Genomic DNA, 13,647 nt, shown 5'->3' with positions numbered 1-13,647 from the left:
ATTAGTTTTTAGCCAAGTAAGCTTCCAAGTCTTCGCTGCCGCCGATGTATTTGCCGCCGATGAATACTTGAGGAGCAGTCATCTTGCCGGTAATAGCGCGTACGGAAGTAACAGTTGCATCTTTACCCAATACGATTTCTTCGTAAGACAAGCCTTTGTCTTGCAGCGCTTTTTTAGCTTTAGCACAGAATTGGCAGCCAGGTTTGGTGAAGATGGCAACAGACTCTTGAGCTTTCCAGTCAGGAGCAATGTATTTCAACATAGTGTCAGCGTCAGACACTTTGAAAGGATCGCCTGGTTCTTCAGGTTCGATAAACATTTTTTCAATCACACCGTCGTTAACCAGCATGGAGTAACGCCAAGAGCGTTTGCCGAAGCCTAAGTCTTCTTTGCCAACCAACATGCCCATGCCTTCAGTGAATTCACCGTTGCCATCAGGAATCATGTAGATGTTGTCAGCTTCTTCTTCAGCAGCCCAAGCGTTCATTACGAAAGTGTCGTTTACAGATACGCAGTAGATTGCATCAACACCGTTTTCTTTGAACGCGCCAAACAATTCGTTGTAGCGTGGCAGGTGAGAAGAAGAGCAAGTCGGAGTAAATGCGCCAGGCAGAGAGAACACGACTACTTTTTTGCCTTTGAACAAATCATCAGTAGAAACATCTTTCCAAGTGTCGCCGACACGAGTGCGGAATACTACGGAAGGTACTTTTTGACCGGTACGATCTTGCAAAGCCATTTTTAAGCTCCTTTTAAAAATTCGGGTTAGAGAAATGAATCAATGCTTGTATTGTAATGCAGGCCTATCGATTTGTATAATTTATAGTTCAAATAATATTAATTATATTAAACTATCAATTTAACCCAACCGAAAACAGCTAAATCATTAAATAAAGGCTATCTGAAATAAAACAAGTACCTGACTGAAATTATTTTTTAGGTAAGGGCTGAACGGGAGAATCCGAAGCCACAATTTCGCCGATGGCTGTTTCCGCAATATCCTTCAAAGCATAGCGGTCTTTATCCGGCATATCTGTCGGTTTGTATTGAGGCGAGAAATCCAAACGGATACGGATTTTCTTCATCGAAACAATGCGCCATAAAGACTGAAACAGGTTTACCTCCGCATAGGATGGCAGATCCGTCCGTTGTCCTTCGTCATCATAATAGCGCAAAGTTACTGCCTGAATCGGCGCTTTCGCATCAATAGCCGATTGAAACAGGGCAGCTTTAAACGGCAAAATGCTCAAGCCAGAAGAAGTGCGCGCTTCGGGGAAAAAACTTACATTCTGCCCTGCTTTCAATGCCGCACAAATCGCCTGATTAATCGGCTCGACATCACGGCGGGAATTGCGGTTGATAAATACCGTACCGGCATTTTTACCCATTTTCCCCAAAACCGGCCAACTGCTGATTTCCTGTTTCGCAATAAAACTGCTCGGATAAACGGCACTCATGGCAAAAATATCCAACCAAGATACATGATTGGCCACCACCAAAGTACCGCTCACATTTCCTTGAGGCGGTACGCCGATTTCCAATTCGATATCCAAAGCATCCAACGCACCTTTTCCCAAAACAACCACAGCGTGATTGCGTTCCTCTGCATTGTTGCCATCGATGGCACGCAAATCCCGGCCGGTTCTGAATAACCAAGCTGCCAAACGGCAAAGTCGGCTCAGACGTTTAAAAAAAGGAGCTTTTTGTTTAGACATAAAATTTCTTCTGTATTGTGTTCATTATTTTCAGACGGCCTCTGACATTTAAGGCAGTCTGAAACTATTTCTGGCAATTTGGACAATAAAATGTTCCACGCTGCCCCAAAGTTTCTTTAAAAATCAACCCGCCACATTGGACACAAGGCTCATTGTGGCGTCCATAGACCGTATATTCCTGCTGAAAGTAGCCGCTTTTCCCATCGCTATTAACGAAATCTCGCAGCGTACTGCCACCGGTTTCAATCGCCCTTTGCAGAACCGCTTTAACGGTTTCCACCAATAATGCGCATTCTTTCTTGGTCAGCTTATTCGCCGGACGCAATGGCGAAATACCTGACTTAAACAGACTTTCATTCGCATAAATATTACCAACGCCAACCACCACCACATTATCCATCAATGCTAATTTGACTGCTCGCTTTTGGGTTTTCAATTTCTGATACAGGTAATTTGCATCAAAATCGTCCGAGAGCGGCTCCGGTCCCAACTTTTCCAACAGCGGATGATGCTCGGCAATACCCTCATACCACAACACCGCACCAAATTTACGCGGGTCGTGATAACGCAATACGGTACCGTCATCAAATACAAAATCTAAATGATCGTGTTTATCCGGCGTGGCGATACGCTCATCATCGGCGGTAAAAATCCGTAAACTGCCGGACATACCCAAATGAATAAGTAAAATACCCGTTTCAAAAGTAATAATCAAATACTTCGCACGCCGGTTGCATGCCAAAACTTTGCGCCCAGCCAAAATTTGCGCCAAGTTCGGATGAATAGGCCATCTCAATTTAAACTGGCGAATAATGACTTTTTCTATCTTTTTGCCATCAATATGCGGCTCTATCCCGCGTAAAGTCGTTTCCACCTCAGGTAATTCAGGCATCATTATTCTCCAAATTCATCATTAATATACAGGCCGTCTGAAAACTATTCGGCCAAACGTGCCGTACTTAAAGCAACCGTATTGCCATCAAATGCAGATTCCAATTCAGGCAAAGGATGGACACCAATCAAATGTTTCGTTAACACCATCCCATAAACCGCCGCACACTGCGGCCACCACCTATCCCCCGCCTTTTCCATAAACCGCCAAAACTTCAAAGCAGAAGGCGAATTCACAGCAGGCAGATAATCCATAAACTGCCCATATTCCATTTCAAAACCAATATCCGCAATTTTTCGTTTCAGCTCGGCTAAAGCCAAACATTGAGATTTCAAAGGCAGCTTTTCCCCATCAAACCAAGAGCTCAACCCCCACAAAGATTTAGGGTTGAACCCCGTCAAAATCAACCTGCCTTCAGGTTTTAATATCCTAAACGCCTCTTGCAACACCAAATCTGCAGATGAAACTTCCAAAAGATGAGGCATCAATAACACATCCACGGAATGCGTTTCAAATGCCAACATTTCAGCATCCATCCGCACATCGCGGGGCACTACAATCATGTTTTCAGACGGCCTCTGCCATACACCGCCCAATTGAACCGCCACCTGCCTATTCAAATACTGCAAATGCCGTCTGAAAAAATCCGCCTCTTTTTGAGCAAGATATTGCCCCATTGGCGTTTGCATAAAAAAAACTTCCATTCAAGGCTCCCCTATGCATCCCGACTTGTGTGACAGAATTTTAACACCACGGCCACATCACACAAGCAAATTCCCTGCTCGACTTGACGTTTAAATGCTGAAACGATACTATCAAAAAGACGAAATTTTATTATATATTTGATAACTTTATTTACTATGGCAAAACTAAAAACCATCGCTCTGACCGTTTCAAGCCTGTCGGCGGTTTCCGCCACAGCCTACGCACAAAACGCTACACCCAACCAAGTCGGCATGGCCATGATGCGCCTCAACTCCGCCCTGCTCGACCAAGCCAAAGCACAAACCTTCGGCTCCGGCAGTTTATGGGCATCGTTGCGTAAAGACTTCCGCATCAACGAAGTCAACACAGAACTGGTTCGCCGCCATGAAAACAAATTTGCTGCAAACAGCGCATATTTCGACCGCACCATCTCACGCAGCAAACCTTATATGTACCATATTGCCAATGAAGTTAAAAAACGCAATATGCCCGCCGAAATCGCTTTGCTGCCTTTCATTGAAAGCGCATTCGTAACCAAAGCCAAATCACACGTCGGCGCATCCGGCCTGTGGCAATTTATGCCGGCTACCGGCCGCCACTTCGGCTTGGAAAAAACACCTTTGTATGACGGCCGCCACGACGTTTACGCCGCTACCGATGCTGCATTGAACTACCTGCAATACTTGCACGGTATGTTCGGCGACTGGTCTTTGGCCCTTGCCGCTTACAACTGGGGTGAAGGTAACGTCGGTCGCGCCGTAAACCGTGCCCGCGCGCAAGGTTTGGAGCCGACATACGAAAACCTGCGTATGCCGAACGAAACACGCAACTACGTTCCCAAACTTTTGGCCGTCCGCAATATCGTTGCCAATCCGCAAACCTTCGGTATGAATATCAGCGAAATCAGCAATCAGCCGTATTTCAAATCTGTCAGCATCGACAAACCTATTGATAACAGCACAATTGCTCGCTTTGCAAACATCAGCGAAAGCGAACTGTTGGCGCTCAACCCAGGTTTCAATGCCCCGGTATTCATCCCTAAAAACAATCGTCGTCTGTTATTGCCTGTTTCTGCGGTTTCCGCATTTGAGAAGAACTACCGCAATGCCAATCCAGATACCCTGATGTCTTGGGATATTTATACTTCTTTGGGCAACAAAAAACTTAATGCCATCGCCAACGATACCGGCATGAGCGTAGCCGAACTCAAGCGCCTCAATGGCCTGAGCGGTAGCGCCATTTCTGAAGGCCGCAGCATTTTAGTGGCTAAAAACTCAGCTATCCAAAGCCAAGACATTATTAACTTTATTGACAAAGACAATACGGCGGATACTTACCAATCCAATATGCCGGCCATGTCTCCGATTATTGCTTCCAACGTAGCAGAACCGGTTAAAGTCGCTCAAACTACCGTGACCAATATTGTTGCACCTGTTGTTCCTCAGTCCACTAAACCGGTTGACTTTATTGCACACAGCAAAACTGAAAACGTTACTTCCGTAGCGGTAACAGAAACCAAACAGCAGCCTCAAGTTGCAAGTATAGAAATGACCGCCCCAGTTGTAGCCATGGTCCATACTGCTATTGAGCCTGCTACCACAAATGTTGCAGAAGCACCCAAAGCGGCTATCCCTGCCGACTTGACTGCACCGACTGTTGCCGCAAACAATGTAGCCCCTTCTCCAGCAGTTGAATCTGTTGCTGCTGCGCCGGTTCAAGAAGAGCATGATGACCTGATGGCTTTGGTACAAAGCCGACCTGCAGAGGAACCTGCAGCGACTGTTGCTGAAGCGACTCCTGAAACCAAACAAGTTCAAACTGTTGTCACTACTGAAAACGCTCGTACAGAACGTATCGCAGCCAATACCGTTAAACAACAAAGCCGAATCAATGCACGTCTTGCCCGTGTAAGTGGTCAACAAAACACACAAACTGCAGCACTTGCAGCAGGCACACACCGTGTGGAAGATGGCGATACGCTGTTTAACATCTCCAAACGTTACAACTTAAGCGTAGCCGATTTGATTATTGCCAACAACATCAAAGGCAACAATATCAAAAAAGGCCAAATCCTCCGTGTTACAGCTGCTCCGGCAAAAGTCCGCGGCAACCCGATTCAAAACATTTCCTACACTGTACGCAAAGGCGATACTTTGAACACCATTGCCAGCCGTTTCAATGTTGATGTTAATGATATTCGTCGTTGGAACCGCAATACCCGTACTGTGACCCCTGGTCAACGTTTGAAACTGATTGGTAGCTAATACTTGCTTCAAAACAAAGGCCGTCTGAAATATTCAGACGGCCTTTTTCTTTATGATAAATAATCAATTCAATTTTTAAAAACAAAATAGCTATATAAGCATCTGTTCAATAACTACCACATAGAAAAAAGAGTGTGCAAAAACACACTCTTTTTCAAACAGATTGCCATCAAATTCTACTCTTAACACCTGCATTCAAACATATAAATCCTGTATACACATCACTATGCCGGTGAAAAAGCATCACAGAAGAAGGCATCTTCCGGTAAAGCGCATTTTTGAGTCAGCAAACTTTGCGCATTCTCCGTCATGGCTGGTGACCCGCAAGCATAAACTTCATATTGGCTCAAATCAGGATAATTTTGTGCGGCAACATTTTGCACGTATCTACTCCCCCCTTTCCAATCGGAATCAGGCTTAGAAAGAACAGACGAGAATTTCGCATTTTTCAGACGGCCTATTAATGCTTCTGCTTCTTCCAATGCGTACAAATCCTCCTGCTGACGTGCCCCCCAGTAAAAATGAACCTGACGTTCGCTATTCTGATGAATCAAATCAAGCAAAATACTGCGGATAGGTGCGTAACCTGTACCCGTTGCCAACAAAATCATCGGTTTATTGCTGTCTTGTTGCAAAGTAAACGTACCCAATGGGCCTTTAACGCGGACAATGCCTTTTTCTTTGATTTTAGGCTCGGCACCAAAAATCATTTCCGAACATACGCCATTTTCACGTTTACGGATATGCAGCTCCAAAACACCTTCTTGGTCAGGAGAATTGGCGATTGAATAGCTGCGGCTGATATTGCTGGGAAGCAGCAAATCAATATATTGTCCGGCATAAAATGCAAATGACGGCGCTTTAGGTAAAGCCAATCTCAACAAAGCAACATCATGTTTGATTTCAATCGTTTCGATGCGTACAGGCAAAGTGCGCACCTGCAAAGCATTCGGATTAAACCCCGGCACATTGATTTTCAGGTCACTCTTCGCAGTAGTACAGCACAATAGCACTTTGCCCTGCGCTTTTTCTTCTGCGCTGATGGCTTTATCAATATGATCGCCCATTTCAAATTCGCCACTCATCAACTCGGCCTTACATTGTCCACAGGCGCCACTTTTACAAGAATGGGGCAGATTTAAATTCTGACGGGTCGCAGCAGCAAGAACGGTTTCATCATCGTTTGCCGTAAATGTTATTTGATCTGATAAGGTAATAGTATGTGTCATGGTATTTAGAATAATTTTAGAATCAAAAATAAAGGCCGTCTGAAAAATAAGACCTATTTTTCAGACGGCCTGTCCTATCTATCAAGCTAATTTGGCTTTAATCAGCTCTTGAACTTGAGCCGGATTGGCCTTGCCTTTACTTGCTTTCATCACTTGGCCGACAATCGCATTCAAGGCTTTTTCATTGCCGGAACGGAATTGCTCAATGGCTTTCGCATTGTTTGCCAATACTTCATCTACCATCACTTCAATTGCACCAGTGTCAGTAATTTGTTGCAAACCATGTTTCTCGATAATTTCGGCAATACCTGCTTCAGACTCAGCCCACATTGCTTCAAAAGCTTTTTTCGCCAATTTGCTGCTTAATGTTCCATCCGCAACTTTAGCAACCAACTCGGCAAGGCGTGGAGCTGTAATCGGGCTTTCAGCCAATTCCAAACCTTCTTTGTTCAAAGTAGCTGCAAGCTCGCCGTTCATCCAGTTTGCCGTTAATTTACCTTGGCCGCAGGCTTTGGCTGCTTCTTCAAAATAGGCGGCTTGAGCGCGGCTGGCAGTCAACAGACGCGCATCATAGTCAGACACGCCGTAGTCGGCAACAAAACGCGCCGCCATTTCATGTGGCAATTCAGGCATTTGCTCTTTGGCTTTTTGCAACTGGCCGTCTGAAATAATGACCGGCAGCAAATCTGGATCTGGGAAATAGCGGTAATCGTGCGCATCTTCTTTCAAACGCATCACACGGGTTTCACCTTTTTCAGGGTCAAACAACATGGTTGCCTGCTGTACTTTACCGCCGTCTTCCAAGATTTCGATTTGCGCTTCCACTTCATAATTGATGGCTTGTTCCAAGAAGCGGAAAGAGTTAAGGTTTTTGATTTCACGGCGTGTACCGAACTCCGCCTGACCTTTTGGGCGTACAGAAACGTTGGCATCAACACGGAACGAGCCTTCCGCCATATTACCGTCGCAAATGTCCAGCCAAGTTACCAAACCATGCAACGCTTTAGCATATGCCACAGCTTCGGCTGCAGAGCGCATTTCAGGCTCGGAGACAACTTCCAACAAAGGCGTACCGGCACGGTTCAAGTCGATACCGGTAGCACCGTTCAAACCTTCATGTACGGATTTACCCGCATCTTCTTCCATGTGCGCACGGGTAACATTAATGGTTTTAACCTCATCGCCCACTACGATTTCCAGCTTGCCGTGTTCCACAATCGGCAAATCCAACTGGCTGATTTGATAGCCTTTTGGCAAATCAGGATAAAAATAGTTTTTACGGTCGAACACGTTTTTCTGATTGATTTTCGCATCCAAAGCCAAACCGAGTTTGATGGCTTTTTCGACGACTTCGCGGTTCATTACCGGCAATACGCCCGGCAACGCACACTCAACCACGCTGGCGTGGGCATTAGGCTCGGCACCGAATGCAGTGGATGCGCCGCTGAAGATTTTGGATTGGGTGTTGAGTTGGACGTGGATTTCCAGTCCGATTACGGTTTCCCAAGTCATAAGGGTCTTTCTGTCGAAAAAAAGTTAATCGGTTAAATGAGTGATTCGTTTTTCAGACGGCCTGAATAAAAAACCATAACAGGCCGTCTGTAAGATAAGTTTATTTCCTGCGGCGTTGGAAACCGGGCAGTTGCCAATGGAAACGGTATGCAGTCAGGCGAAACAACAATCCGCCGGCAAAGAGCAGGTTTAACGTAAAAATATTAATCCAGCCCAAATGTCCGAACAGATAAATCAGCCCGCCAATCAAAATAGCCACGCTGCCGTAAAGGTCGGTGCGCAAAATCATCGGCACATCATTGACCAAAATATCGCGCGCAATACCGCCACCAACAGCAGTCACAAAAGCCAAAGAAATAACGCCGAACAGATTGAGCTGCAAGGCCATACCGATTTGTGCACCGGTAATGCTGAACGCAGCCAAACCAATGGCATCGGCAATAATAAAAGCAGCGGCCAAATAGGTGCTGCGATAACGTTGCACCCTTATCAACCATGCAATGGAAAGCGTAGCAAACACAACAATCAGCGCATCGGTTTGCAAAAATACTTGCGGAATCCGACCGACCAAACCATCGCGTATCATGCCGCCGCCGACAGCCGTCAGTAACGCAGTAATGACAACACCGAGTACATCCAATCGCTTGTTGTAGCCGACCAAATAGCCGGAAATAGCAAACGCGGCTGTCCCAATGATTTGAATGAAGTCGGTAGCTGTCATGTTTTTAAATATCTACAATATGCAGCACCTCAATACATTCAGGCGCTTTTATATGGTTTATTTTCAGACGGCCTTGAATCATCAAGGCCCTAAAACATTATTCCGGCGCTTTGGTGTGCCAATCGCTGCTCAGCTGAACTTGATGTGCGGCACCCAAAATTTTGGCTTCGGAGAAATAGTTGCCGATAAATTGCACACCAATCGGCAGACCGTTTGCGCTGAAACCGGCAGGCAGAGTCAGTGCAGGCAAACCGGCAAGGTTCACGGCGATGGTGTAAATATCGGACAAGTACATTTGCACAGGGTCGTGAATGTCGCTGCCAAGTTTTGGCGCAGCAGTCGGTGCAGTCGGCGCCAAAATGAAATCACATTGACCAAAGGCCGTCTGAAAATCATTGGCAACCAGACGGCGCAGTTTTTGCGCTTTCAGATAATAAGCATCGTAGTAACCATGGCTCAATACATAAGTACCGATCATGATACGTCGTTTGACCTCGCTGCCGAAACCTTCGGCACGGGTGTTGCTGTACATTTCTTCCAAATCGCCGAATTGCGCCGCACGATGGCCATAACGTACGCCATCGAAACGGGACAAGTTGGTACTTGCTTCCGCAGAAGCGAGAACGTAATAAGCGGGAATCGACAATGATGTTTGCGGCAGGGAAACTTCAACAGTCTCCGCGCCTTGGGCTTTGAGCAAATCGATAACGCTTTGTAAGGCCGTCTGAACATCGGCATCTGCGCCTTCGCCAAAATATTCTTTAGGCAAACCGATTTTCAAACCTTTGAGCGGCTTGTCCAAATCACGGGTGTAGTCTTCTTTGTCGCGCTCCAAACTGGTGGAATCGCGCTCGTCAAAGCTGGCCATAGCGTTCAACAAAATCGCGCAGTCTTCGGCTGTTTGCGCCATAGGGCCGGCTTGGTCGAAGCTGGAAGCATAGGCAACCATACCAAAGCGTGAAACCGTACCGTAAGTCGGCTTAATGCCGGTAATGCCGCAATGCGATGCAGGCTGACGGATAGAACCGCCGGTATCCGAACCCAAGGCAGCCGGTGCCAAACGCGCCGCAATCACGGCAGCTGAACCGCCTGACGAACCGCCGGGAACATGTTCAAGATTCCATGGGTTTTTGGTTGCGCCGTAGAATGAAGTCTCATTGGTTGAGCCCATGGCAAATTCGTCCATATTGGTACGGCCGAGAGTAACCATGCCGGCATCCAACAGATTTTGCACCACAGTGGCAGTATAAGGGGAAACAAAGTTATCCAACATTTTGGAACTGCATGCACTGCGCCAACCTGTTTGGCAGAAAATATCTTTGTAAGCAACCGGCACACCGGTCAAAGCCGTTGCATTACCGGCCGCGATACGCGCATCGGCTGCTTTGGCTTCAGCAAGGGTCTTATCTTGATCAATGGTCACATAGCCGTTGATGGCGGGGTTTTTCGCAGCAATAGCGGCCAAATATTCGGTCGCCAATTCGACTGCGGAAATTTGTTTGGATTGCAGCAGGCTGCTGGCTTGTTTGAGCGTGTAAGCGGTCATTGTGCCGTACTTTCTATAAAACAGTTTTTGCTTTCAAAACAGATATTGAAAACATCCGTTTAAATCAATAAATCGGGCCGTCTGAACAGAATATACTTTCAGACGGCCTTGCAATAGGGGCTTGCCGATAAGCAAAGGCCGTCTGAAACCTTATTCCTCAATCACTTGAGGAACGATATACAGACGATTGCGCACTTCGGGGGCAACAGCCTGATATTCTGCAGCATGGTCGGTTTCAGTCACTTTATCTTCGCGCAGGCGCAAAGCGGCTTCGTGCGGATGCGCCATAGGTTCGATGCCGTCGGTATTGACGCTTTGCATGTTTTCAACCATGGCGAAAATGTCGTTCAACTCGGCAAGCGTTTTGTTTTTTTCTTCGTCCGTTAAAGTGAGGCGCGAGAGTTTTGCGATTTTTTCCACGTCATTTAAGCTTAAAGCCATAAAAAATCCTTGTCTGATAGCAATGCACCTTGGGTTTGGGGTATCATTGCATTTCGTCTTCTATGAAGCGAAGAATTATAACCGAAAACCAAACAGGTTGGCATGGTGTTTTGATTCAGACGGCCTTTTAAGGGCGCATTTATCCGTCTAAAACCGTGTACCTGTTTTTCTTATTTTAAATACTGCTTAACGCATCCGGGCTGGGCCGGAATTTCAGGAATCCTAATGTTTCGTCTTTTATCTCGTTTCCTCTCCAATGATATTGCCATCGACTTGGGCACGGCCAACACGCTGATTTTTGTACGCGGCAAAGGGATTGTTTTGGATGAGCCGTCCATGGTTGCGATTCAATCCGGCGCAGGCAATAAAAGTAAAATTATGGCAGTGGGCACGGAAGCCAAAAAAATGCAGGGCCGTGCGCCGCGCAATATCGAAATCGTCCGCCCGATGAGGGACGGTGTAATTGCCGATTTTGTGATTACCGAGCGTATGCTGGGTATGTTGATTAAAAAAGCCACCGAAGGACGGTCTTTGGTTCCGCCCCGTGTGGTTATCTGTGTTCCGGGCGGCTCTACCCAAGTGGAACGTAAAGCGATTTTGGATTCTGCGTTTGCTGCCGGCGCGGCAAGCGTGCATTTGATTGAAGAACCGATGGCCGCCGCTTTGGGCGCAGGTTTGCCGATTGAAGATGCGGCAGGTTCGATGATTGTCGATATTGGCGGCGGTACGACTGAAATCGGTATTCTTTCACTGGGCGGTATGGCCTATTCTGCTTCCGTCCGCGCAGCCGGCGACGAATTCGATAAAAGTATCATCCATTACCTGCGCCGTCATCGCGGTGTCTTGATCGGTGAAGCGACGGCAGAAGAATTGAAGAAACAAATCGGCTCGGCCTCGGGCTTTGAAACCGAAACAGCCATGCGCATTAAAGGCCGCGACCTGGCTGAAGGTACGCCCAAATCCTTGGCGGTTACGTCAAATGAAATCCGTGAAGCATTGAGTGAAACGGTAAATCAAATCATCCGTGCCGTCCGTCTGGCTTTGGAACAAGCTCCGCCCGAACTGGCCGGCGACATCGCCGACCGCGGCATTATGCTGACCGGCGGCGGCGCGCTTCTGCACGGTATCGATACCGTCTTGGCCGATGCAACCGGACTGCCCGTCGGCATTGCCGACCAGCCTCTAAACTGCGTCGCCTATGGTGCCGGTAAGGCTTTGGACTATATCGGCAAATGGGATACCGTGTTTACGGAAAACCCATAAGGTAGATGGCTATGGAACGCTCTTCTTTGCGCTTTGACGAGGCAAAAGGCCCTAAGCTGTTGCCTCGTTTTGTCGTTTATGTCGCCCTGGCGGCCGGCCTGATGCTGGCAGATTATCGCTTTTCATTGATGCAGCCTGTGCGTGCGGCGGTAATGCCCATGCTCTATCCTGCTCAATGGCTGGCCAATCAACCCGTTCAACTTTATCAATATTTTGCCGATCTTTCCCAATCCAAATCCGAGCTTTTGGAACAAAACCGCCGGCTTTTGGAAGAAAATGGCCGTCTGAAAATCGATTTGCAGCGGGATAAAGTCAATACCGATGAATTGCGCGAATTAAAAAAACTGTACGGTTTGCAACAAAAAGGCATTCACAACGTTATCGGTGCGGAAGTCATTTCCAATGGCAAAGATCCGCTTTCCGAAAGACTGATTATCGGCAAGGGCAGTCAAGACGGCTTGAAAGTTGGCGATGCGGTCATCGATCAAAGCGGTTTGATCGGCCTGTTGACACAAGTTCACACACAAAGCGCGGAAATTGAGCTAATCTCAAGCGGACAAAGTATTGTCCCCGTCGCCGTCAGCCGCACCGGTGAACGCAATTTGGCATACGGCAATGGCAGCGGTTTGGATTTGCGCTATTTCCCAACTGGCTCAGACTTGAAACCCGGCGATGTTCTGCTGACTTCCGGTTTGGACGGTACTTATCCGGCCGGGATTCCCGTTGCAACCGTCAGCAAGGTTGTCCGCGCATCGGGAACGCCTTATTACGATACGCAACTGACGCCTTTGGCCGCTTTACGCAGCAGCCGTTTTGTCTTGGTACTTTCTTCCGCCCCTTCTTCCCCACGCTGATTTCATGAACGATTTTGACGATTCTTACCGTGCAGTACCGCTACACATCATGGCGACCAGTCTCATCGTGATGATGATACTGGACTTTATGCCGTTTTCCTTTGACGGATTCTTCTGGCTGCCTGAAATGACGGCACTGATGTTGCTGTATTGGACATTACACCAGCCGCAACGCGCAGGCATGGGACTGGCTTTTGCCATCGGTCTGATTGTCGATGCAGCAACCGCCGCGACTTTGGGTTTGCACGCCCTGTCTTACGTTGTGATGACTTATTTCATCTTAAACCGACGCCGCCAAATCATGCTGTACGGCCACATTATGCAATTGGCCGCTGTCTTGGCTGCGTTGTTGCTCAATCAGGCCGTTTTAACTGCTGCCCGTCTGTTCCTCAATCATCAGGTCATCACTTTGCAAGGCTTTGTTGCCCCATTTGTCGGCGCATTGCTTTGGCCGATACTCAGCCAGCTGATGCTGATTGTGACCCGTATTTACCGCGCGCACTGA

At 47.3% G+C, this 13,647-nt stretch carries 13 protein-coding genes; 4 read left to right on the top strand and 9 right to left on the bottom strand.

The window, feature by feature from the left end; translation table 11 throughout:
• Position 1: 1 nt before the first annotated feature.
• From HMPREF2675_RS01840 to HMPREF2675_RS01825, 4 genes are all read right to left on the bottom strand, one after another.
• Positions 2-739 carry a redoxin family protein gene (locus tag HMPREF2675_RS01840; protein WP_049348362.1) on the bottom strand — a complete coding sequence of 246 codons (738 nt, stop codon included), beginning with the start codon at positions 737-739 and terminating at the stop codon, positions 2-4.
• Positions 740-929: 190 nt separating this feature from the next.
• Positions 930-1,715, bottom strand: coding sequence for a 1-acylglycerol-3-phosphate O-acyltransferase (locus HMPREF2675_RS01835; RefSeq protein WP_070813862.1), 786 nt, complete (start codon positions 1,713-1,715; stop codon positions 930-932).
• Positions 1,716-1,779: 64 nt separating this feature from the next.
• Positions 1,780-2,607, bottom strand: coding sequence for a DNA-formamidopyrimidine glycosylase (gene mutM, locus HMPREF2675_RS01830; protein ID WP_070814080.1), 828 nt, complete (start codon positions 2,605-2,607; stop codon positions 1,780-1,782).
• A 44-nt stretch (positions 2,608-2,651) separates the two neighbouring features.
• On the bottom strand, positions 2,652-3,311 hold the full coding sequence (locus HMPREF2675_RS01825; RefSeq protein ID WP_070813861.1) for a class I SAM-dependent methyltransferase: 660 nt from the start codon (positions 3,309-3,311) through the stop codon (positions 2,652-2,654).
• 156 nt (positions 3,312-3,467) lie between these two features.
• Here HMPREF2675_RS01825 and HMPREF2675_RS01820 point away from each other — a divergent pair, with 156 nt between their 5' ends.
• On the top strand, positions 3,468-5,576 hold the full coding sequence (locus tag HMPREF2675_RS01820) for a LysM peptidoglycan-binding domain-containing protein (protein ID WP_070813860.1): 2,109 nt from the start codon (positions 3,468-3,470) through the stop codon (positions 5,574-5,576).
• 224 nt (positions 5,577-5,800) lie between these two features.
• On the opposite strand, the gene HMPREF2675_RS01815 is transcribed toward HMPREF2675_RS01820, so the two are convergent.
• The 5 genes from HMPREF2675_RS01815 to gatC all read right to left on the bottom strand — a co-directional run bounded on the left by HMPREF2675_RS01815 (position 5,801) and on the right by gatC (position 11,025).
• Entirely contained in the window at positions 5,801-6,805 is a 1,005-nt protein-coding gene (locus tag HMPREF2675_RS01815; protein WP_070813859.1) for an FAD-binding oxidoreductase, read from the bottom strand.
• Between the two features lie 81 nt (positions 6,806-6,886).
• On the bottom strand, positions 6,887-8,317 hold the full coding sequence (gene gatB / locus HMPREF2675_RS01810; RefSeq protein WP_070813858.1) for an Asp-tRNA(Asn)/Glu-tRNA(Gln) amidotransferase subunit GatB: 1,431 nt from the start codon (positions 8,315-8,317) through the stop codon (positions 6,887-6,889).
• 100 nt (positions 8,318-8,417) lie between these two features.
• Positions 8,418-9,038 carry a trimeric intracellular cation channel family protein gene (locus HMPREF2675_RS01805; protein ID WP_070712514.1) on the bottom strand — a complete coding sequence of 207 codons (621 nt, stop codon included), beginning with the start codon at positions 9,036-9,038 and terminating at the stop codon, positions 8,418-8,420.
• A gap of 97 nt (positions 9,039-9,135) precedes the next feature.
• On the bottom strand, positions 9,136-10,584 hold the full coding sequence (gene gatA, locus HMPREF2675_RS01800; protein WP_049336489.1) for an Asp-tRNA(Asn)/Glu-tRNA(Gln) amidotransferase subunit GatA: 1,449 nt from the start codon (positions 10,582-10,584) through the stop codon (positions 9,136-9,138).
• 150 nt (positions 10,585-10,734) lie between these two features.
• Positions 10,735-11,025 (bottom strand): Asp-tRNA(Asn)/Glu-tRNA(Gln) amidotransferase subunit GatC, encoded by a 291-nt coding sequence (gene gatC / locus HMPREF2675_RS01795; RefSeq protein ID WP_003685110.1) that lies wholly within the window; start codon positions 11,023-11,025, stop codon positions 10,735-10,737.
• 225 nt (positions 11,026-11,250) lie between these two features.
• Between gatC and HMPREF2675_RS01790 the strand changes: the two genes are divergently transcribed.
• Genes HMPREF2675_RS01790 through mreD form a run of 3 tightly spaced genes read left to right on the top strand, consistent with a single transcriptional unit; the run spans position 11,251 to position 13,647 of the window.
• Positions 11,251-12,288, top strand: a complete 1,038-nt coding sequence (locus HMPREF2675_RS01790) for a rod shape-determining protein (protein WP_039862245.1) — start codon at positions 11,251-11,253, stop codon at positions 12,286-12,288.
• A gap of 11 nt (positions 12,289-12,299) precedes the next feature.
• On the top strand, positions 12,300-13,142 hold the full coding sequence (gene mreC / locus HMPREF2675_RS01785; protein ID WP_070813857.1) for a rod shape-determining protein MreC: 843 nt from the start codon (positions 12,300-12,302) through the stop codon (positions 13,140-13,142).
• A gap of 4 nt (positions 13,143-13,146) precedes the next feature.
• A complete protein-coding gene (gene mreD / locus HMPREF2675_RS01780) occupies positions 13,147-13,647 on the top strand; it encodes a rod shape-determining protein MreD (protein WP_070813856.1) in 501 nt (166 codons plus the stop codon).

This window comes from Neisseria sp. HMSC061H08 (genome assembly GCF_001836795.1).
In the GTDB taxonomy this organism is placed as follows: Bacteria; Pseudomonadota; Gammaproteobacteria; order Burkholderiales; family Neisseriaceae; genus Neisseria; species Neisseria subflava_A.
Note: the sequence above shows the minus strand (reverse complement) of the source record. Positions and strands in the feature narration are given on the sequence as shown.

Bases quoted from the DNA above. Each gene is read 5' to 3' on its own strand.
- HMPREF2675_RS01840 (WP_049348362.1), bottom strand. From the start codon at position 739: ATGGCTTTGCAAGATCGTACCGGTCAAAAAGTACCTTCCGTAGTATTC.
- HMPREF2675_RS01835 (WP_070813862.1), bottom strand. From the start codon at position 1,715: ATGTCTAAACAAAAAGCTCCTTTTTTTAAACGTCTGAGCCGACTTTGC.
- mutM (WP_070814080.1), bottom strand. From the start codon at position 2,607: ATGCCTGAATTACCTGAGGTGGAAACGACTTTACGCGGGATAGAGCCG.
- HMPREF2675_RS01825 (WP_070813861.1), bottom strand. From the start codon at position 3,311: ATGGAAGTTTTTTTTATGCAAACGCCAATGGGGCAATATCTTGCTCAA.
- HMPREF2675_RS01820 (WP_070813860.1), top strand. From the start codon at position 3,468: ATGGCAAAACTAAAAACCATCGCTCTGACCGTTTCAAGCCTGTCGGCG.
- HMPREF2675_RS01815 (WP_070813859.1), bottom strand. From the start codon at position 6,805: ATGACACATACTATTACCTTATCAGATCAAATAACATTTACGGCAAAC.
- gatB (WP_070813858.1), bottom strand. From the start codon at position 8,317: ATGACTTGGGAAACCGTAATCGGACTGGAAATCCACGTCCAACTCAAC.
- HMPREF2675_RS01805 (WP_070712514.1), bottom strand. From the start codon at position 9,038: ATGACAGCTACCGACTTCATTCAAATCATTGGGACAGCCGCGTTTGCT.
- gatA (WP_049336489.1), bottom strand. From the start codon at position 10,584: ATGACCGCTTACACGCTCAAACAAGCCAGCAGCCTGCTGCAATCCAAA.
- gatC (WP_003685110.1), bottom strand. From the start codon at position 11,025: ATGGCTTTAAGCTTAAATGACGTGGAAAAAATCGCAAAACTCTCGCGC.
- HMPREF2675_RS01790 (WP_039862245.1), top strand. From the start codon at position 11,251: ATGTTTCGTCTTTTATCTCGTTTCCTCTCCAATGATATTGCCATCGAC.
- mreC (WP_070813857.1), top strand. From the start codon at position 12,300: ATGGAACGCTCTTCTTTGCGCTTTGACGAGGCAAAAGGCCCTAAGCTG.
- mreD (WP_070813856.1), top strand. From the start codon at position 13,147: ATGAACGATTTTGACGATTCTTACCGTGCAGTACCGCTACACATCATG.